Raw genomic sequence first — 20362 nt, forward strand, 5'->3', positions numbered from 1 at the left:
GGCCTCGACCGGAAAGGGCCGAACGAGGGCGTTAAGGTCGGACGCCGTCGGGATCGAGCGGAATGCCGGCGATCTCGACCTCTTCCCGGACGTAAGCGTCGACCCTGATCTCGGCGATCCGGACCGGATCGACGGAGCAGAGGACGCGGATCTTGCCGTCTTGAGCGACGCTCCCTCCTGGAAGAGGCATCCGGAAGCGGTTTCCGAGCGGCCGCCGCGGGTCAAGTCGCCCTCCGCTCGCCTCGGCGGCTCTCGACGCGGCGAGGACTTTCGAGGACACGGGCGTACCGTCCTGGTCCGTGCAGACGATCGCTTTGCCATCGGATCCCAAGGCCGTGAGATAGTATTCCGCAGGATCGTCTTTCGGTTGGACACAGTCGAACTCTAGCGACCACCAAGAGCCCTCCTTAGCCGTTATGTCCGGGATTTCGTGAGGCGCGCCCTTGTCAGCTCGAGCAAAGACCACGCTCCGGTCTTGAAGCGAGGCGCCTTCGCCAGGGAACAATCGGAACGGCTTCGTTTCGGGAAGCTTCAAAGTCCGGAGCAGGAAGAACGAGGCTGACGACCGGTCCGCCGCGGCGGAAAACGGCATCGCCGTAACGGTCGTACGGGGGCTCGTCAGAGAATCGCCGTCGCGGAACGACGAGAGCTGGATACAGTTGGCATAGGCGGTGTCGTCTTCGATCCGGTCCGCGACGACCGGATCGGCACGTGGGCTGAAGTGCACCGTCAAGGAGACGATGAGATACCTGTTCTTCCTGCCAGGGACAGTCTTGGCCGTCGGAGCGCCATCCCTTTGAAGGGCTTCCGCGACGAGCCGCGTCAGGTAGGCGTCTCGGTGCCCCGAGATGTCCCAGGCCGTCGGAGCCTTGCCGGTCAAGTCCGCGACGCCAAGGACGGTGTACTTGTAACCGACGTTCTCTTTGGGATAACGAAAACCCTCGGCACGAACCTTCCGCGCCCGGTCCGGCGATGCGCCCGTCGCTCGGGAGTCTGCAGGCGTCCCACCGCTGACGAGCGCCGCCAAACCCGCAAATCCGACGAGCCTGACCGTCTGTGACATCCGCAGCCCCATAGTGACTTTGTGTCACGAAACCGCCGATCGTTTCACCTTTTCGCGCGATTCTCGCTGTTTTTCGTCTATCGTGCCGCCCAGAGCAGGCCCCGGCGGCAGATTTCCCGCGGCACTTCGGCTTCCAGAACGTCCCGCTTGTGCCCTAACGCCGTATAGAACACCTTTCCACGACCGTAGGAACGCGTCCAGACGGTCGGCATCCGACAAGGTCCGACCAATCCGTTCCGGGCCTCCCCGATGGAGGGGTTAGGGAATGCGCAGGTCGCGAGCACGTTGTTCGCAGGATCGGTGTGGAGATAGTACTGCTCGCTCACGACCTCGAAGTCGGGGAGCCCGTCTGTGACCGGATGAGGGTTGTCCCGGTCGATCTCGACCGTGTACCGGACGCCGTCGTCACCCGGATGCGCCACCCACTGTCCGCCGGTCATGAACTGCCATTCGGTGCTTTCGCGGAACGCGTCGCACATGCCTCCGTGGCAGCCTGCCAATCCCGTTCCTTGCTCGGACACCGCTTTACAGACGGACTGGCACTGTTCCCAGGAAATCTGCCCCATGGTCCAGACGGGGACGATGAGGTCGTATCCGCCCAACGGCTCCAGAAAGGCGTCAAGCGTGTCCCGGACCGTCACGTCGAAGCCCTCGGCTTTCAGAAGTCCTTCGAAAAACCCGGCGACCTTGTCCGGTTCATGACCGTCCCAGCCGCCCCACACGATAAGAGCAGATTTCACGTTTCCAGCATAGAGGGAGGCAAGGCAAGGGCTTTGGGAAGGCTAGGACACCCGCGTCGGCTTGCAAGGGGGCCCTGTGTCAAACTCGCGGGCACATGGAGGCGGGGGTCAAGACGCGGTTACCCGGTTGGGCGCTCGTCGCCGCCTGCATCCTTCCGTTTCTCGGTTTTTGGACGTACGGCCTGTTCGACCTGGACGAGGGCTATTACGGCGCGGTCGTCGTCGATATGATCCGGCGCGGGGACTGGATCACACCCACCCTCAACGGTGTGCCCTGGTTCGAAAAGCCGATCCTGGCCTATTGGCTCTCGATTCCCGCCCTAAAACTCTTCGGAGAGGACGTCGGGCCTCGGCTACCGAGCGTCCTCTGCACGTTGGCGACGGCCGTCGTGCTCGCCCGGTTCACACGCCGCTGGGTCGGCTCTAGCGAATCTAAAACAGCGACGCTTGTCTACTGTACTAACCTTTTGGTTGTCGCGATCGGCCGGATGATGATGACGGACGCACCGCTCGTCCTTTTCCTGACCGTGGCCATGACGTGCTTCTTTGAAGCCGCCTACCCTGGAGACGGCGGTCGGCCGAAGTTCGGTGCGGAAGTCAGCGCCTTTGCCCTCGGAGCCGCCGTCCTTGCGAAGGGGCCCGTCGCCGCCGTCCTGTTCGTCGGAACCGTCGTCACATATGGCCTTTGGACCCGGAGCTGGCCGCGCCTAGGTTGGAGGTGGGCGACAGGGACGTTGGTGTTCCTGGCCGTCATTGCGAGTTGGTACGTCCCGTGCTACCTGCAGAACGGCCAGTCCTTCGTGGACGAGTTCCTGATCAAGCAGAACGTCGGACGGTTTGCGGGTGGGGACAAGGCGCACGCCGTCCCCGCTTGGTCGCACCCGGTCTACTACCCTGTCATCCTGGCGGCCTCGTTCTTGCCTTTCCTGATCGGGCGGCTCCTGAAGCGGACGTCTCCAGAACCGGGACATAAGGCACTGGCGTCCTTGCGATCGGATCCTGCCCTTGCGTTTTTGGCTTGCTGGGCCGCCGTTCCCTTGCTGTTCTTTACCGTCAGCGGCACGAAGCTGCCCCATTACATCCTTCCCGCCGTCGTCCCTTTGTCCGCTTTGCTCGCGACCGCTCTGGTCCGAAGGCGTCCTCGGACGGACTGGACTTTGGTGGGCGCGTCCTGGAGCGTCGTGGTCTTTATCCTCGCCCAATGGGCCTTCACGCTCGACTGGACGAACAGGATGAAGGGGGTCCAAGAGGCAGCGAAGTTCGTCCGCAAAACGGACCGGCCCGTCTACGTCTATAAGATCGGCGGATCAGGAGACACGTCCATCTCGCTGACTCTCCGCGAAACGAGCCATCCGTCGATCCTCTTCTATCTGAAGCGTCCGGCCGTGACGACCGACGACCCCTCTGCCTGGAAGAACGAGACAAGGCCCTTCTTCATCCTGGCGCCGGAGAGCGTCGCCAAGACCGATGGCGCACTGCGGCCCGGGCAAGTCGTCGGTCCCTCGACCCTACGGCGGATCGATGTACCGTCGGCCAAGGGGTACGCCGTGATCGAAGCGGTACCGATCCGGTAGGGACGTGGTCAAGTCCAGGTGGTAACGTCGTCCGATATGGGTCGACGCTTCGCCTTGGTCGCTCTCACGCTGTTCGTCCCTACCGCCTTCGCCCAGACGAAGCCCGACGAGATCGTCGACGGACTGAAGTGGCGTTCGATCGGTCCCTACCGTGGGGGACGCTCCGTCGCCTGCAGCGGGGTCGTCGGGCGACCGACCGAGTTCTACATGGGGGCGTGTGGCGGAGGACTTTGGAAGACCGGCGACGCCGGTCAGACATGGAAATGCGTCAGCGACGGGTTCTTCGCGACATCGTCGGTCGGCGCCGTGACCGTCAGCCCCTCGTCCCCCGACGTCGTCTACGCCGGGACCGGAGAGAGGGACATTCGAGGAAACATCAGCGAGGGGGACGGGGTCTACAAGTCGACGGACGGGGGCAAAGCGTGGAGGAACGTCGGCCTTAAGGACACCCAGACCGTGGCCCGGATCGTCGTGCACCCGTCGGATCCGAACATCGTCTGGGTCGCAGCCCTCGGCCACATCTATGGCCCCAACAAGGAACGCGGAGTCTTCAAGTCTACGGACGGCGGAGCGACCTGGAGAAAAGTCCTCTACGTGTCGGACAAAGCGGGAGGGTGCGACCTGTGCATCGACCCGAAGAGTCCCGATACGTTGTACGCGTCCACATGGGAGGCCTGGCGGACCCCGTTCACGCTCAATTCGGGAGGCCCGGGCAGCAGGCTTTGGAAGAGCACGGACGGCGGCGAGACCTGGAGCGACCTGTCCCGCAACCCGGGACTGCCTGCAGGCGTCCTCGGCAAGATCGGGGTTTCGGTCTCGCCGGTCGATTCCACGCGGGTGTACGCCCTCGTCGAGGCTCAAGACGGCGGCTTGTTCCGTTCCGACGACAGCGGCGCGACTTGGAAGCTCACGTCCGACGACCGAGAGTACCGACAACGGGCGTGGTACTACACCCGGGTCGTGGCCGACCCGCTCGAGAAGGACACGGTTTACGTCCTCAACGTCGGCATGTACCGTTCAAAGGACGGCGGCTTCAAGTTCACGGGAGTGAACGCGAGGCACGGAGATACCCACGACCTGTGGATCGACCCGCAGGACAACAAGCGGATGGTCCAAAGCAACGACGGTGGCGCTACGGTCACGGTCGACGGGCGGTCCTGGTCGGAACAAGACATCCCGACCGCCCAGTTCTATCACGTGGCGACGGACAACGCCTTCCCTTACAGGATCTACGGCGCCCAACAGGACAACAGCACGGTACGGATCGCCTCGCGCACGGGAGGAAGAGGTATCGGGCCCTCTGACTGGACGTCCACGGCAGGTGGCGAGAGCGGCTATGTCACGCCGAAACCCGACGAGCCCGACGTCGTGTTCGGAGGTTCGTACGGAGGCGAACTCGGCATGCTCGACCACCGTACAGGCATCTACCGCGATGTGAGCCCATGGCCCGACAACCCGATGGGGCACGCGGCGGTCGATCTGAAGTACCGTTTCCAGTGGACGTTCCCGATCGTGTTCTCGCCGCACGACCCCGACACGCTCTACACGTGCTCACAGGTCGTCCACCGTACGCGCAACGGCGGGGCGTCATGGGACGAGATCAGTCCGGACTTGACCCGTAACGATCCCAAGACCCTGCAATCGAGCGGCGGCCCGATCACTCAAGACAATACGAGCGTCGAGTACTACGGGACCGTGTTCACGGTCGCGGAGTCACCGAAACAAAAGGGTCTGATTTGGGCCGGTTCTGACGACGGCCTCGTCCACGTCACACGGAACGCGGGCGGATCGTGGACAGCGGTCACGCCGAAAGACATGCCGCACTGGGGGCTTTGCAGCATGGTCGACCCTTCGCCCCATGCAGCGGGGCGGGCCTACCTTGCCGTCGACAACCATGAGAACGATGACAAGCGGCCCTATGTCTTCGTGACCGAAGACTTCGGCAAGACATGGAAGAACAAAGTCACGGGACTGCCCCAAGACAGTTTCGTCCGGGTGGTCCGCGAAGACCCTGAGATGGCCGGCCTCCTCTATTGCGGGACTGAGACCGGAGTCTGGGTCAGTTTCGATAACGGGGGTGCCTGGCGTCCGCTACAAAGCAACCTGCCCGTCTGTCCGGTCCACGACCTGACCGTCAAGGACGACGACATCGTCGTCGCGACCCATGGTCGGAGCTTCTGGGTTCTGGACAACATCGAATCTCTGAGGCAGGCGGCCGTTGCCGTCCGAGAAGGGGCCAAGCCTGTGACGCGCCCTTGGCTCTTTCGGCCGAAGGACGCTTACCGCCAGCGTTTCTCCATGGGCGGCGGCGGACGCACGGATCCCACCGCCGAAGTCGGTGCGAACCCGATGAGCGGCATCGTCGTCGACTACTTCTTGCCTGAGGAGGCGAAGAAGGTCGGACTGAAGGTGCTCGACGAAAGCGGCACACAGGTCGGAAGCCTCGCCTCGGCCGAAGCATCGAAGGGATTCCATCGGGTCTCCGTTCGGAGCCTCTCCTATCCCGGCCCGAGAAGCGCCCCTTCGATGGTTCTCTGGACCGGCGGCGGGGGTTCGATCGCCGCTCCCTCCGGCCTGTACCGGGTCGTCCTCGACGTCGATGGTTCCGTGACAGAGCAACCGCTACGGATGGTCCCTAACCCGGCCGGTCAGACGACGGAGGCCGATACGGTCGAGCAGTTCAAGCTGGCCAAGAAGATCGCTGGCCGTATCACAGAAGCCAACGATCTTGTCATGAAGGTCCGCTCCGTCCGGAAGGCCGTCCAAGAGGCCGTCCAGGCCAAGCCCGAACTCGGCAGCTTGGGAACGGCGTTAGACCGCAAGATGACTCCGATCGAAGAGGCCGTCTATCAGACGAAGAGCCAGTCCGGTCAAGACCCCCTGAACTATCCGATCCGCCTGAACGACAAGCTCTCGGGCGTGTTCGGGACGGTCAACGGCGGAGAATTCCGTCCGACCCGGCAGGCGGTCCAGGTGTTCGAAGCGCTGTCGGCACAACTTCAGGTCCAACTGGACGCCCTCGCCAAGGTCTTCGCGACCGATCTGGCCGCGTTCAACGAAAAAGCCAAGAAACTTGGCCTGAAGGAGGTCGTTCCGACCGGGCTGCCTCCGCGGACGACGACCGACGGACGGACCGAGAACGACGCGGCCGAGTCCTCGCCCAAGGGCCGAGGCGGCGACCGGGACGGAGAAGACGGCGGTCAGTAAGGCTTGAGGATCGCGGAATCGAACTGGATGCAGATCGAGGCCCGGCTCGCGGTCGACGACCGTTGCGTCCTACCCTTGGGATGCACCGAACAGCACGCGTATCTGAGCCTGGCCACGGACAGCATCCTCGCGGAACGAATGGCGATCGAGGCGGCCGCTCCGATGGGGGTGCCCGTCTTTCCGGTCCTGGCATACGGCGTCACTCCGGCGTTCTTGGCCTATCCCGGAACGGTGTCGTTGCGACTGGAGACCTACGGAAGAATCCTCGAAGACGTCTTGACGTCGCTCGGTTCGACCGGGTTCAAGAGGATCTTGATCGTCAATGGCCATGGGGGCAATGTCCCGGCGAGGACGGTCGTCGCCGAGTGGGTGGCCCGTTCGGGCGTCCACGTCGTCTGGCACGACTGGTGGAACGCGCCAAAGACGTGGGCGAAGGTGATGGCGACCGATCCTGAGGCGTCTCACGCTTCCTGGATGGAGAACTTTCCCTGGACTCGGCTCGAAGGCGTCACCGTCCCGTCGGACGCTAAAGCCCCCGTCGATTACGGTGCGGTCGTCACGACGGCACCGGACAAGGCCCGAGAGGCTTTAGGTGACGGTAGTTTTGGCGGGAAGTACGTCCGGAGCGACGACGACATGTCGGCCCTGTGGCAGGTCGCCGTCGAGGAGACCCGGGCGTTGATCGAGCGGCTTTGAAAGATCCGGAAGCCTAAGGTTGGACCGACCGGACCACGGTCAGTCGGCGGCCTTTGTCTGAGAAACGTGTCTGAACGGTCTCGCCTTCGCCTAAAGGTCCGAAGAAGTCCGGCGTGTTCCGTTCGAGCCGGTCATAGTCGGCTTGGTCTTCGACTTGAAGGACGACGGTGTGCCGACCCAGAGCTGGGTCATGGGAGTACGCGACGACCTTGCACCCCGGTGGAATGCGGAAGCCGTCGGCGACGGCCATTTCGGTCGGCATCCGGACGTACCGGAAGGCCATTCCTGCGATACCGCCTCCGAACACGATCATGCAGGCGAAGACGAGCCATGGAGTGAGGGACCACGCCTTTCGGGGGCGTTCTCCGGACCATTCGTCTCTCGGCACGTGCTTTCCTCAGACGTTGTCGGTCTCTCAGGCGTTCATTCCGTTCCTGGAAGGACCGGCCTCTCGTCCGTCACGAAATCGGGACTCGTGAGCTGCCGGGGAACGAACTCGACCTGGTCGATGACGGCCATGTCCGTGTGGGACTGTACGCCGTGGTCCTTGAACTTTCGGGCTGCAGGGAGAACGCGGGACTCTAAGGAGCCTGCCAGTTCGTTGTAGACCCGACCGGCCGCGCCGATCGCCTTTCCGAGCTTCGCATAGTCGCCCGCGATCTTGCAGACCCGGTCGTACAACGTGGCCGCGTCGGCTTGGAGTTGTCGGGCAGAATCGGCGAGCTTTTCTTGTCGCCAACCGTAAGCGACGGCCTTGAGAAGGGCCAAGAGGGTCGTCGGAGTCGCCATTACGACGTTGTTCTCGTGGGCTTCTTCGAAGAGGGCCGGCCGTTTCTCGACCGCGACCCGGTAAGCAGACTCGCTGGGGACGAACAGGACGACGAAGTCGGGTGCCGAAGCGATGGTCTTCGAATAGTCGCGACGTTTCAGCTCTCTGGCGTGGCCCAACAGTTTGGCCGCGTGGTCCACGATGAGGGCCTCTTTGGCCGGGCCGTCCTCGGTCTCGAGCGCCGTCACGTACGACCGCATCGGAGCTTTAGAGTCGATCACGATCGACCGTCCGCCTGGGAGCTGGATCAGCATGTCCGGCCGCTGACGTCCGTCCTCGGTCGTGACCGACTCCTGGGTCAGGTAGCTCCAATATCCTTCCAGACCGGCCATTTCGACGACCCTCTCGAGCACCATCTCGCCCCAGGAACCCGCACTGCCCGGGTCTTGAAGTGCGCGGACAAGCCTGCTCGTTTCGGTCTTAAGCGTGGCCTGCTGCTCGTTGAGGGCTCGGACCTGCTCCGTGAGCTCCTTATACGCGCCCGCCCGGTGCCGCTCCATCTGCTGGTTCTGTTCGTCGAGCGATTTCAGACGGTCCTTCATCGGAGCCAGCATCGCGTCGATCTCCTTCCTCCGCGCGTCGTCGTCCCCGTCGGCAGCTTCTTTGTAGCGCTTGAGGACCTCCTCGGCCTGGACGACGAGTTGCTCCGTGGACTGCTTCAGGGCGTCGCCGCTCAAAGCCTTAAACGTGTCCTTCAGCTGTTCTTCGGCCCTCTGGTACGTCTCGAGCCGCTCGGCGTGGGAGCGCTCCCGTTCGTCGATCGTCGTCCTGAGGGCGCGGCACTCGGCTTGGCTCTCCGCTAGGCCGGCTTGGGCCTGTTCGAGTCTTTCGGCCGTCGATTTCGCTTCGGATTCGACGGTCTTGAGCCTGTCGGCGGTGTCGTCGGCCCGGGCTTCGACCGACTTTTGAGCCTGTCGCATCACCCACCACACGACCGCGGCCCCTAAGACCAATCCCCCGAGCGCCCACGCCGCGTCCATGCAGACTAGTATAGCCTTGTCGAGGTATCGGGAAGACCGGCGACGTCGTTCAGAGCTCTGGACGAGACGGGGGCCGACCGCGCGGGCTATGGCACAATCGCGGAATGTCGAACGGTCGGAAAGTCGCGATCGGAGTGGGGGCGCTGATCGTCGTCCTCGTCGGAACGTGGCTCTTCCAGGTCGCCCAGGCGGCGATGGACGCCAAGAAGGCCGGCCTGCTCGACGACGTCGCGACTGAAAAGTACCAGGTCGGTCGGGAGAACAACCTGAAGGCCATTCAGGCGTCGTTGCTCCTCTCGGCGGAGAGTGAAGGAAAGTTGCCAGACGCCGGTCAATGGATGGACCAAGCCCTGATCCGGCTGAAGACGAGCGACCTGACAGAAGCGGAGGCCAAGGACAAGCTCAGAGTTCCGGGGCGCGGCGGTTTGGACTACGGCTATGCCGTCAACGACAAGCTTGCGGGCAAGCCGTTGGACGTCAAAGCCGAAGCCGAAACCGTGCTCGTTTTCGAGTCGAGGGACGCGTCGTGGAACGCCCACGGTGATCCGGATAAGGACGCGGCGACCGGAGGAAAGGGTGTCACGGTTTCCGGAAAGGTCGTTCCCGTCGGACGCTAAGAAGCCGTATCAGGCGGCGGCTGCAGGACGGAACGCCCGCTGCAGCATGAAGAGGTGGGGGGCACGGCCGAGGCCGGCCTGGCACGCCGAATGAAGTTCGTCCGCGCCATAAGTCGCGTCGTTCGAGAGGGTCACGGAAGCCACGATCCGTCCGTCGCGGGACCAGACAGAAGCATCCAGCACGCCGCACAGGCGCATCAGGAAGTTCTCGGTCGCTTGGACGTCGTCGGTCCCACCGTCAACGAGATAGAGCTTCACATTCTAGTTAACGGCAACCGACTCCCCTTTCTTTAGAGCGATCAGGGAGTTGTACTGGGACAAATTGTCAACGTCGGCGCCGATCTCTGCGAACGGCGTCTCGATCGCCCGTACGGGGACTCCGAGGAACCGTCCGATGATCCGCTCCAAAGCAGCGAGGCTCAGTGATTTCGGAAAGACCTTAGCGAGCAAGACGCGGGCCAAAGTGCCGAATCCGACGATCGCCGCAAGACGGCCCGGGCTCTTACGGGCCGCGTACGCCCGTTGCAAGACGGGAAGCGCCCGCTGCATCAAGTCGGTGCTCATCAACGCGATGTTGCCTCCCGTGAACTCGCCGTCCTTCAATCTGAGCGTGGTGCGCTTCATTCCAGGAAAGGCCTCGTCGCACAAACGGACAGGAATGACGGGGTAGTTCAGCGCCGCCTGGACGTCGGCCCGTCGGACGAAGTCCTCGAGCGCGGCCGTCGTCAGGCACGGAAGGTCGGCGGTGACGAGCAAGAAACTTCCGGTCGAGACCGCGTCCAGTCCGTTCTGAAGGCTTTCGATGAACGACGCACCGGGAGCGACCTGTCGGTAAGGGCCTTCCGGGGCTTCACCGACCACGATCGCGCCTCCCAGGGGCGAAACGGCAGAGATGACGGTCTCGAGCATCGTCCGACCGTTGTAGGGCAGTTCTGCACGGAACCGGCACCCGGTCGCTTCCGCCGTTTCCGGGTCGCACAGACCTCCCGCCAAGATCACGATGTCCATAAGCTCTCCTCTCGCGTCAACGTACGGCACGTCCAGGCTGACAGCCCGTCCCGTTCCAGGCCCTTTTCCGCCTCGTCCGCCGCTTCGGCCGACGGGAACAGGCCGAAGACCGCCGAGCCGGATCCGCAAAGCAGTGTCCCGGTCGCGCCGAGCGCCCTCAACGCGCAGGCCGAATCCCGACACGCCACCGGGGCGACGGATTCGAAGTCGTTGTACAAGGCGTCCGGCGACGCGTCGAAGTCCCGCCAGGGGCGAGGCTTTTCGTCGAGGGCGCGGTAGGCCGCGGGAGTCGAGACGCCTTGCTCGGGCCTGGTCACGACCATGTGCTTGGGAGCGACGTCCGGCAGCGGCGTCAAGTCTGCGCCATAGCCACGCCCCTGAGCCCTTCCCCCGACGAGGAAAAAGGGAACGTCCGATCCGACGGCGGCTGCGACTTCCGCGGCGTTTTCCAAGGTGAACCGGCCCTTGGTCAAGCGGACGAACCCGCGGAGAAGCCCGGCCGCGTCCGAACTTCCCCCACCAAGCCCGCTTTCTGCCGGGATCCTCTTGGTGAGGCTCACCATGACGTTCGGGAGGCTGACGTACTCTTTGGCCAGGCGCCAGGCCCTTGTCACGGTGTTCTCCAAAGGCATTCCCGGCCAGTCGCACTGGAAGCCGTCCGTTTCAGAAGCTTCCATCAGAAGATCGTCGCAGAGGCTGATCGCCTGGAACACGGTCCGCAGGGGGTGGTAACCGGTGACGTCGGGAGGACCGACGCTGAGGAACGTGTTGACCTTAGCCGGACACGTCACGAGCAAGGCGTTCAAAAGCGTTCCTCCAACCGGTCCTCGGCAGGATCGGCGATGCTCTTAAGATGGGAGGGAACGGGAGGCGGGCCGTCAGGAACAAGGGTGACCGTCGTCGGGAAAGGCGTCAGTTCCAGTTCGTCCAGAGCCTTATCGATCGAGTCGAGCTGCATCCTTGCCTCGGTCAAAGCGGCCAAGAACTCGTGGGTCGGAGCCTCCAGGTCTCGTCCGACCAGCCGGTAACCCAGCATCTTCATGCGAAGAGTGTCGAGGGTGGTCGTGAAGACTGCGGCTTGGGCTTCCGTCCGTTCCACCCCGCCCATGACGTTCAAATAGTGCTGACGGTATTCGGCGATGTTCTTGTCGGCGATCCGATAGAGCTCCTGTGCCTGGCGGTCCGGCGACATCGGCTGGCCGATCCGCGGGTTGGCCACGAGCCATCCCTCGCTGTTCGCGACCTCGTGCGCGACGATGTCGGCCCTACGCAGGGCGACGTACAGCTCTTGTGACACGCCTTCGATCGTCCGTGGGAGCTCTTGAAGGTCGGCGATCCCGCGCTTGCTAAGTTGTCCTAGCGCATGGTGGAACCGCCGTTGCCGTTCTTGGCACGCCGTCCAAATGAGCTGGAACTTGGAGTTGACGAACCGCTTCGTCTTGCTGGCGTCCCACGCCGACCAGACGAGCGCCGACGTCATGCCGAGCGCCACAAGGGTCAACCACGTTCCGCCAAGGTGGAACAGGGAGACGAGGCCCGCAGAAACCAGGAGTCCGACCAGGATCTGGACGAGCTTCCCGAAAGAGAACAGCTCCTTCAAGAACACGGCCCTGTCGCGTCGGCGGATCTCTTCCATGGTCTTCAGGGCATCGGAGGACGGCGGTAGCCCCAAGGAAGGGCCCGTTCGACGGCGTGGGCCGTTCTCAAGAGGTCTTCGTCCCGGTTGACGGGGCCTGTCAGGCAGAGCCCCACGGGGAGGTTCCTGGCGAAGCCGCACGGGAGCGACAGCGACGGGTAGCCGCCCAGATTGGCGGGGACCGTGCAGCGGTCGAGCAGCTTCAGGGCCAACGGATCGTCGCGCAGGGCCCCCAGGCGGAACGCGACCGTCGGCGAAGTCGGAGAGACCAGGACGTCGACGTCTTGGAACGCTTGATCGAATTCGGCTACCATAAGCGCCCTTGCCTGCTGAGCTTTGAGGTAGTACGCGTCGTAGTACCCTGCGGACAAAGCGTACGTTCCGACCATGATCCGGAGTTTCACTTCATGGCCGAAGAGCGTCCCGCGGGTCCTGGCCGAGTTCCCGGCATGGCCGTCTCCACCGACCGTCGGGCCGAAACGGACGCCGTCGAACCGGGCCAGGTTACTGCTGGCTTCGGCCGGTGCGATCAGATAATACGTACTGACGCCGAGCGACGTGCTCGGCAGGGACAACCGCTTGACCTCCGCGCCTTCTTTGACCAGGGATTCGACCGCGCGTTCTAGGCATTCGCGGACGTCTGGCTCGACCGCCTCCGAAAACATCTCTTCCGGCAGTCCGAATCTGGTGCCCTTCAAAGTGCCGCTTTTGACGCCTTGGCTGGACACGGGAGGCAAGATCGCCGACGTGCTGTCCCTCGGATCGTGTCCGGAAACGGCCTCGGCGGCCAAGGCCGCGTCCTCGACGGTGCGGCCGAACGTTCCGACTTGGTCCAAGCTGGAGGCGAACGCGATCAGGCCGTAGCGCGACACTCGGCCATAGCTCGGCTTGTACCCGACGATCCCGCATAGGGCGGCCGGCATCCGGACGGAACCGCCGGTGTCCGAACCGAGGGCGACCGGGCACATTTCGGCGGCGACAGCGACGGCCGATCCTCCCGAACTTCCTCCAGGACTGCAGTCCGGATCCCACGGGTTCCGAGTGACCTGGAACGCGGAGTTCTCGCACGAGGTCCCCATTGCGAACTCGTCCAGGTTCGTCTTACCGACCGAGACCAACCCATGGGAGCGGGCCCGCTCGACGACGGTCGCGTCGTAAGGGGGGACAAAACCCTCGAGGATACGGCTCGCGCAAGTCGTCGGACTGCCGGCCGTGGACAGATTGTCCTTATGGGCGACGGGAACTCCGGTCAACGGGCCGCCCTCGCGGCGGTCCAACGCTTCTTGGCAGCGTCGTGCGTCCCGATAGGCCGCCTCACGGTCGACGTAAAGGAACGCGCCGAGGTCTGGGTCGTGCCGGTCGATGCGTTCGAGATGGGCTTCGAGCACCTCGACGGCCGAAACTTCGCGGGCCTTGAGTCGGGCGGCCAGTTCGGCGGCGCTCGCCTGAGTGAGCAAAGGTCAGTCCTCGATGATCGTCGGGACAATGAAGAGGCCCGCGCGCGAGACGCTGGCGTTGCGCATGGCTTCGTCGCGGCTCAATCCTGTGACGGCTTCGTCCTCCGACCAGACGTTTTGGAGGGAGACGGCGTGTGGCTTCGCGCCGAACGCGCTGAGGTCGACGTTCTGGACGTCCTGGAAGTGTCCGAGCAACGCGTTGAGCTCGCCGTGGAACGCGGCGAGCTCGACGTCGTCGAGCTCCAGGCGGGCGAGCCTGGCGACGTGTCGGACTTCGTCCAGGGAAATCGACATGGACTCCCATTATAGCCAGCGCATAATCGGGGTTCATGCCGGGCTGGGGCGCAAAGCAGACCTACCCTGCCGTGGTCGGGACCATGGTCGTCCTCGTGGGCATTTTCACGACGTTCGCCCTGTTGCGCCCGCTGATCCCTCCACCCGAGCCGAACCCGGTCGCTTCTCTTCCCGGAGGGTTCATGGCACAGGCCGCCAAGGAACGCGTCCGCTGGCGGACCTTGTCCGACGAGCCTTTCGCAGAGGCCAAGCGGACGGACCGGCCCTTGCTGTTCGTGGTCGGGTGCGACTGGAACGGAGCGGGACGGCAGTTCGACAACGCCGTCTTGAGCGATACCGAAGTCGCCGAGCGGCTCAACCGGGAGTTCGTCCCCGTACGTATCGATGCGACCGTCTCCCCGGAGTGGCGGCTCGGGCCGATGCCGTTGGCATGGGCCGCGTCCGGCATCGAACCCGGTTGGTACGTCCTCGTCCTTCGTCCCGACGGTCGGCCCGTCGGACATTTCGCCCGGAACGCGTCGCGCCAAAAACTGGACGCCCAGGTCTTCCTCAGCGTCCTCTCGACGGCACAACGCTTGGCGGGCCTTGACGAGGCGAGCGCGTCCGAGCGCGCGATGGCTCTGGACAGGTCCGTCCTGTTCGGTCAACCGACGAGCGAGACCGGCGACCTGTCGCAATACGCAGAATCGAGTCTCTCCCGGCTCAGGGCCAGGGGTGCCCCGAGCGGCGTCGAATCGCTGAATCCTTGGGAGTGGAGGTTCCTCGGCGCCGACGGGCTGACTTCGGAAGAGGCCAAGGGAGTCCGGGCCCTCATGGTCTCCGGCTTTGTCGACTGGCTCGACGGAGGTTTTTTCCGGTCGATCGAGACGAACGAAGCCCCGGTCGTCCGGTTCGAAAAAGTGGCGACCTTGAACGCCGACACGACCGCGACGCTCGCTGCCCTTGCCGCCCAGACCAAGGATCCTTTCGTCCGCAAATTGGCGGAACGTGGCTTTGACGGTTGCTTGAGGGCCTTCGTCCATGCCCGATCGGTGTCGTCGGCGGTCTTCGTGGAAGCCGAAACGATGGGCCGTGCCAAGCGGTATTCGTTCAAACCCCAAGTCTTGGCCCGGTCGTTCTCGGCCGAAGAGAACGTGTTCCTCAAAGCGGAGCTGGGTCTCGACGTCGACTCGAACGCTGCGATGGTCCCGGTCGTCAAGGACCCGATCAATTTCGTGGAACGGACGGCGGTGTACGACGGCTACTTCGCCCGGCTCAGGAACCTGCGCTCTAGCGCCGGGCTCCGGCAAGGGACTTCGGGCCTCGTCGGAGAGACCGCGACACTGGCTGCGCGCCTCGTCGAAACCGCACGCCTCTTGAACGATAGGACGAGACTCGGGCAAGCCCTGGAGCTGTTCGCTCTGGCCGATGAGTTCCGCACTGGACCGGACGACCTCCTGAAGACGAAGGACAACGCGATCATCGGGAGTCCGTGCCTTTACGATTATCTGGCCTATGCCGACGCCGCCGTCCAGGTCTACCAGGCGACTGGGGACGCTCGCACCCTGGAGAGCGGGACTGCCGTCTTGAAGCGCTCCCTCCGCTTGTTCGGCCGACCGGGCGAACCTGTCCTCCTTTCGTCGGTGCCCGAGCGCATTCCAGAGGAAGCGGGCTGGGCGACATGGCCCAGCGTGACGGACGGCGCGGCGGCATCGGCGACCGGTACGGCGGTCCGACTCCTTCAAACGTATGCGTGCGTCTATCGCGACCGTCCGGCCGGGAAGGCGTTCCGGTCACAAGCCTTAACTTTGGTCTCGGCCTACGGACACTTGACGCGAAACGTGGGTTTCCGGATCGGGTGCCTCGCCCATGCGATGTCGGTGGTGCTGGCTGACACGAGCGTGGTGACCACCGGCCCGGACGCGGCCGTCCTCGCGTTCAAGTCGGCCAAGGAAGCCCCTGAGACTCCCTGCGTCCCCGCTCTCGGTACGGTGCGGACGGACTTCCAAGGAAAGGCTCCTGGCGTGTACGTGGTCCGACAAGGAACCGTGACGGGGCCGTTCGCGCCAGAAGAGGTCGGTGCGGCTTTAGGCGCGCCCTAGCGTCAGGACGCGATTCCTTGCCATAATCGACTTCCCCGGAGAGGTCGCATAGTGGTCTAGTGCGCCGCACTCGAAATGCGGTGAGCCGCAAGGCTCCGTGGGTTCGAATCCCACCCTCTCCTCCACCTCTTACTTGAGGCGGCTCACGACGAAACCGGGGCCGCGGGCGACGGTCTCGCCGATCCTTTGCAGGGATTCCGGCGCCTCTCCGACGAACAAGACCAGCGCATAGAGCCCGGCCGAAGTCCGGTTTTGGCCGCTCAACGCTGATTCGAGCCCGCTTTGGAGGGTGCCGACCGTTCTGAGTTCAGTTTCCAGGGCTGCGACGTCCGCGACTTCCTTGGGGTTGTTCACCTGATAGACGTGGAACGGCTCGAACGGCTCGGTGAACTTCATCGGCTGCTGCCTCACTTTCGTAAAGTTCTGGGCGACGAAGACCGGTCTGTGGATCAAGGTCCAGTCGGGGGCGTGGCGGAGGTCGCGCCACGTGGGGCTTGCCGACGGCCCGAGCTGGAACGAGACCAACGTACTGCGTTCCGGCAACGCGGTCAAAGCGGTGACCAGGTCGTGCGAACGGCCTGCGGCCGAGGTCCAATACGGCCAGAGGGCGATGGCCTTGAGGGTCACGGCGACAATGGCGATCGCGATCCTCGACCTTCGGACGGGCGCGTTGTCGGCCCAGGCCCCGCTGGCCGTCTCCCCGAGCGAGACCAAGGCGATGATGAACGTCGGTAGCGTCAGGCGGTCGCAGGCGAACGCAGTGCCGCCCATGAACGACGGCCCCAGAAGACAGACGACGCCGAGACCGATCGCCGCGACCTGGGCCCTGCGGTCGATGTTCAGACGGCTACCCGGCATGATCGGGACGAACAGGAGCAGAGGCACCAAAGTCAGCCAAAGCCAGCCGTCGAAAGCCGGGCTGACCCCCTGGACGATCGAAGCGGCCCGGCCCGTGAACTGGATCGGCGTCCGGTGGGTCGCAGTGAGACCGATGAAGGCGAGAAGGCACGTCACGGTCGAACCGACCCCTGCCCCGAGCATTGCGGAGCGCATGCCCTTTGTGCGGACGCTTTCGAACGCCCAGACCGCACCGAGGGTGACCAGTAGCGCCATCAAATGGCACACGAAGATGACGCAGCAGGCCGCACCGAACGCCAAGAGCCGCTTTCGCGCCGGCCATCGTTCGGAGGCCACCCAAAGGGCCATGGCCCACAGCCCGAGCCCAAGCCCCAGGAGGTAGTTCGCGAACCCCATCAGGAACCATTGGTCGTACAGGGCCACGACGGGTAGGAAAGCGGCGACGGTCACCTTCTTGTGCAAGGCCGTCGCTAAAGCGAACCCTCCGCTTAAGAGGAGGCCGATGACCAGGGTCAGGAAGACCTTGCCCGCCACCATCGGCGTCATGACCTTCATCATCAGCGAGACCAAAATGTCCATCCCCAGATTCGGGATCGGGATCCAATGGGCTCGATAGAACTCGGTGATCCCCTGACCGTCCTGGGGCAGCGACAGTAGGTACGCCCTTGCCATGTGCAAGGGGTAGTCGACGATCGGGGGATATTCGACGTTCCAGACAGGGACGCTGGCGAGCGCGATCAGGAGGAGCAGGATCGGAAGGGCCAGGCGCAACGGGACGCCACCCTTGTATCCGTACTTCTCCACGTCCCTGTGGGCGGCCCCCTTAGAGGGCGTCCTTGATCGCGTCGTTGGCCGCGTCGATATAGCTGCCGGTGAACGTGAGGACCTGATCGGCGGTCATACCGCCGGTGGTCGGCATCACCCGATAGAAGAACCCCGTGTATTTCTTCATTTTGAGGAATTCGTACCAGAACCAGTCTTTGGACGCGCTCGGGATGTCGCTATGGAAGCCCGAGGGACCCCGAAGGGTGAAGACCGCGTATTGGGCCCCTGTCGAAGCGCGCTCGATTTTGACGAGCGTGACAGGGACGTTCCCGAACGCCTTGGTCGGCGCGACCGTCTCCTTCGATTCGACGATCGTCCAGCCCTGGGCGTTGAAGCACCAGCGCTGGTCGTGGAACGACTTCATCCCGTCGCCGGCGATGGTGACCGCGTCGAACCCGGCACCGGCCGGGCCTTTGAACCGCTGGGCCGCGATCCCGATCGGATCGAGCTCCTCGTAGGTGCTCTTGTCCATGCGGTACGACACTTTGGATCCGCCGGTGGCTTCGAGCGTGTAGTCCCCGACCGCCGTCGGCATGTGGTCTTCCAACCACGACTCGGGCTTCTTATTGCCTGCCGTGATGCTGGACACGTTGTTGACGACTCCGCCGGCGGCCAAGAGTGCGGCCAAAGCGATGAAAGGGGTCTTGTTCATTTGTATCCCAGCTTCTTGCTGATCCAGCCAAGGGCGACGAAACAGATGCCGAGCGCGACATAGCCGCTGATGTCGTGCATCATCTTGAAGTTCTCGCCCGACCATTCGGGCGCACTGTTCGCGACCATGCCGATCATGGCGATTCGGATCCCGTTGATGAGGATGCTGAGCGGCAGCGCGGCCGCGAGCAACGCGATGATCGCGATCCACCGCATCTTTTTGATGAGCCGCTTAGCGATGTCGCCGACGAGTGCGGCCTTGCTCTTGGCCTGCTTCGCGCCGTCTTGATACTCCAGGATCGCCGAGTACCAGTGGTCGAGGTTCGTCATGAGGACGAAAAAGACGACGGCGGCCGAAATCGCGATGGTCGTCCGAAGTCCGCTACAGGCGACCGCGATCTGAAGCGGTTGCGAGAAGTGCGGGACGAAGATGACGTTGTCCTGGCTGCTGTACGGTTCGAACCCGGTGATCTGAAGGATCTTCAACGCGATCTTGTACGACCACAACTGAAGGTGCATCGTGTTCGTGTCGATCAGCTTGTCCCAGACGGGCATTCCGAGGAAGAGGAACAAGACCGGGGCGAAGAGGGCCATCAGCCACTTCCAGCCTGCGACGATCAAAGTCCCGACCAATAACGTCGTGATCAGGAGGCCTGAAAGCAGCGACGGCATGATCGAGCGGGACGCCGCATACGTCGAGTACAGGATGGGGATCAGCAGGACGGCCGCCCAAAACTGAGGTTTGACGACGATCTGTTTCAGCTTGTCCCACTTGTCCCAGACGAGATAGGCGGAACAGACCGGGATCAACAGGCCATGGGCGTAGTAGCCCTCCATGTCCATCCATTTCTTCCAGACCTCTTGGTACAAGAGGGGCCAGAAACAGAACACGGTCGCCGCTAGGACGAGCATGACCATCTGGAACGTGCTGTCTTTCAGGAGCCCGACCGCGTCGAACTTCCTGCGCTCGACGGGTTCGCCGACCGTATCGGCAGGGGTGATCCCGGGGAGTGGCTGGCTGGTGTCGCTGATTGACATGCGGTCTCCTGTCTCAAACGGCCTGAGCTAATCTTCGGTTCCCGGACGTCTGCCGGCACAGGGCTTCTCGCAGGCCAGACTGCCCGAGTGACGCAGGAACTGTACCATTCCGGGCTTCAATAGGCCCCGTCCCCTTTGAGCACGGCCCGAGGGGTCATGAAGAGGATCTTGAGGTCGACCCAAAGGCTCATTTCGTTCAAGTAACGGTGGTCGAGCTCCATCCACTGCTCGAACGTCAGGTCGCTGCGGCCCATGATCTGCCAATAGCACGTCAGTCCGGGCCGGACGCTCAAACGTTCGGCCATGTAATCGTCGTACTTCTCGACCTCGTGGGGCAACGGAGGCCGGGGCCCGACCAGGCTCATGTGGCCGAGGAAGACGTTCAAGAGCTGGGGCAGTTCGTCCAGGCTGTACTTCCGGATGAACTTGCCGACGGGTGTGATCCGCGGGTCGTCCCGCTTCTTGAAGATCGGGCCTTCGCGGTCGTTCTGATCCTGTAACTCGGCCAATTGCTTGTCCGCGTCCACCCTCATCGAGCGGAACTTGTAGAACGGGAAGATCCGGCCGCAGAGTCCGACCCGGGGGGCCTTATAGAACACGGGCCCTTTGCTCGTGAACTTGATCGCCAGCGAGATCGCCAGCATCAACGGAAAGAACAGTACGAGGAGCGCGGTCGACCCGACGATGTCGAGGATCCGCTTCCTCTTCCGGTAAGTGATCACGCGCGGCGTCAGATTGTGCAACCGCTCGTTAGCGATCGCTACGGGTTCTGACGTGCGTAACGACATGACAGCTCCTGATCTCCGTT

The 20362-nt window shown here is 63.6% G+C and carries 19 protein-coding genes and 1 tRNA gene; 6 read left to right on the forward strand and 14 right to left on the reverse strand.

Translation table 11 applies throughout. The features are described 5' to 3' along the window. Positions 1-31 precede the first annotated feature (31 nt). Both JST30_05890 and JST30_05895 read right to left on the reverse strand, forming a co-directional pair. Positions 32-1075, reverse strand: a complete 1044-nt coding sequence (locus JST30_05890) for a hypothetical protein (GenBank protein MBS1713851.1) — start codon at positions 1073-1075, stop codon at positions 32-34. 65 nt (positions 1076-1140) lie between these two features. Next, positions 1141-1803, reverse strand: coding sequence for a ThuA domain-containing protein (locus JST30_05895; protein ID MBS1713852.1), 663 nt, complete (start codon positions 1801-1803; stop codon positions 1141-1143). 95 nt (positions 1804-1898) lie between these two features. On the opposite strand from JST30_05895, the gene JST30_05900 reads away from it, so the two are divergent. From JST30_05900 to JST30_05910, 3 genes are read left to right on the forward strand one after another with little or no spacing between them, the layout of a single operon-like run. Continuing rightward, the gene (locus tag JST30_05900) at positions 1899-3377 is read left to right on the forward strand and encodes a glycosyltransferase family 39 protein (GenBank protein MBS1713853.1); all 1479 of its coding nucleotides are present in this window, start codon (positions 1899-1901) and stop codon (positions 3375-3377) included. Positions 3378-3413: 36 nt separating this feature from the next. Continuing rightward, positions 3414-6584 (forward strand): glycosyl hydrolase, encoded by a 3171-nt coding sequence (locus JST30_05905; GenBank protein ID MBS1713854.1) that lies wholly within the window; start codon positions 3414-3416, stop codon positions 6582-6584. 3 nt (positions 6585-6587) lie between these two features. Beyond that, positions 6588-7280, forward strand: coding sequence for a creatininase family protein (locus tag JST30_05910; GenBank protein ID MBS1713855.1), 693 nt, complete (start codon positions 6588-6590; stop codon positions 7278-7280). A gap of 13 nt (positions 7281-7293) precedes the next feature. On the opposite strand, the gene JST30_05915 is transcribed toward JST30_05910, so the two are convergent. Continuing rightward, complete coding sequence (locus JST30_05915; protein ID MBS1713856.1) at positions 7294-7668, reverse strand: hypothetical protein; 375 nt, start codon at positions 7666-7668, stop codon at positions 7294-7296. A gap of 35 nt (positions 7669-7703) precedes the next feature. Then, on the reverse strand, positions 7704-9089 hold the full coding sequence (rmuC, locus tag JST30_05920) for a DNA recombination protein RmuC (protein ID MBS1713857.1): 1386 nt from the start codon (positions 9087-9089) through the stop codon (positions 7704-7706). A 104-nt stretch (positions 9090-9193) separates the two neighbouring features. Here rmuC and JST30_05925 point away from each other — a divergent pair, with 104 nt between their 5' ends. Then, a complete protein-coding gene (locus JST30_05925) occupies positions 9194-9706 on the forward strand; it encodes a hypothetical protein (GenBank protein ID MBS1713858.1) in 513 nt (170 codons plus the stop codon). 9 nt (positions 9707-9715) lie between these two features. Here the strand turns inward: JST30_05925 and JST30_05930 are convergent, their stop codons facing one another. From JST30_05930 to gatC, 6 genes are read right to left on the reverse strand one after another with little or no spacing between them, the layout of a single operon-like run. Beyond that, the gene (locus tag JST30_05930) at positions 9716-9964 is read right to left on the reverse strand and encodes a hypothetical protein (GenBank protein MBS1713859.1); all 249 of its coding nucleotides are present in this window, start codon (positions 9962-9964) and stop codon (positions 9716-9718) included. A 3-nt stretch (positions 9965-9967) separates the two neighbouring features. Beyond that, positions 9968-10714 carry a nucleotidyltransferase family protein gene (locus tag JST30_05935; GenBank protein MBS1713860.1) on the reverse strand — a complete coding sequence of 249 codons (747 nt, stop codon included), beginning with the start codon at positions 10712-10714 and terminating at the stop codon, positions 9968-9970. Continuing rightward, positions 10702-11520, reverse strand: a complete 819-nt coding sequence (ispE, locus tag JST30_05940) for a 4-(cytidine 5'-diphospho)-2-C-methyl-D-erythritol kinase (GenBank protein ID MBS1713861.1) — start codon at positions 11518-11520, stop codon at positions 10702-10704. Before ispE ends, JST30_05935 begins: the two co-directional genes overlap by 13 nt. Beyond that, positions 11517-12350, reverse strand: coding sequence for a hypothetical protein (locus JST30_05945; protein MBS1713862.1), 834 nt, complete (start codon positions 12348-12350; stop codon positions 11517-11519). The genes ispE and JST30_05945 overlap by 4 nt, the downstream gene beginning before the upstream one ends. Before the next feature lie 5 nt (positions 12351-12355). Next, positions 12356-13807 carry an Asp-tRNA(Asn)/Glu-tRNA(Gln) amidotransferase subunit GatA gene (gene gatA, locus JST30_05950; GenBank protein MBS1713863.1) on the reverse strand — a complete coding sequence of 484 codons (1452 nt, stop codon included), beginning with the start codon at positions 13805-13807 and terminating at the stop codon, positions 12356-12358. 3 nt (positions 13808-13810) lie between these two features. After that, positions 13811-14101 (reverse strand): Asp-tRNA(Asn)/Glu-tRNA(Gln) amidotransferase subunit GatC, encoded by a 291-nt coding sequence (gatC, locus tag JST30_05955; protein ID MBS1713864.1) that lies wholly within the window; start codon positions 14099-14101, stop codon positions 13811-13813. 35 nt (positions 14102-14136) lie between these two features. On the opposite strand from gatC, the gene JST30_05960 reads away from it, so the two are divergent. Both JST30_05960 and JST30_05965 read left to right on the forward strand, forming a co-directional pair. Beyond that, complete coding sequence (locus tag JST30_05960) at positions 14137-16182, forward strand: DUF255 domain-containing protein (protein ID MBS1713865.1); 2046 nt, start codon at positions 14137-14139, stop codon at positions 16180-16182. Between the two features lie 37 nt (positions 16183-16219). Then, positions 16220-16307 (forward strand) — tRNA-Ser (locus JST30_05965). 4 nt (positions 16308-16311) lie between these two features. Here the strand turns inward: JST30_05965 and JST30_05970 are convergent. The 4 genes from JST30_05970 to JST30_05985 form a co-directional block, all read right to left on the reverse strand. After that, positions 16312-17844 (reverse strand): hypothetical protein, encoded by a 1533-nt coding sequence (locus tag JST30_05970; GenBank protein ID MBS1713866.1) that lies wholly within the window; start codon positions 17842-17844, stop codon positions 16312-16314. Positions 17845-17863: 19 nt separating this feature from the next. Beyond that, a complete protein-coding gene (locus tag JST30_05975; GenBank protein MBS1713867.1) occupies positions 17864-18517 on the reverse strand; it encodes a hypothetical protein in 654 nt (217 codons plus the stop codon). Further along, complete coding sequence (locus tag JST30_05980) at positions 18514-19554, reverse strand: exosortase/archaeosortase family protein (protein ID MBS1713868.1); 1041 nt, start codon at positions 19552-19554, stop codon at positions 18514-18516. The genes JST30_05975 and JST30_05980 overlap by 4 nt, the downstream gene beginning before the upstream one ends. 116 nt (positions 19555-19670) lie before the next feature. Continuing rightward, on the reverse strand, positions 19671-20342 hold the full coding sequence (locus JST30_05985; GenBank protein MBS1713869.1) for a sugar transferase: 672 nt from the start codon (positions 20340-20342) through the stop codon (positions 19671-19673). Between the last annotated feature and the right edge of the window lie 20 nt (positions 20343-20362).

It is taken from the genome of Armatimonadota bacterium (genome assembly GCA_018268395.1).
Classification (GTDB): domain Bacteria; phylum Armatimonadota; class Fimbriimonadia; order Fimbriimonadales; family Fimbriimonadaceae; genus JAEURO01.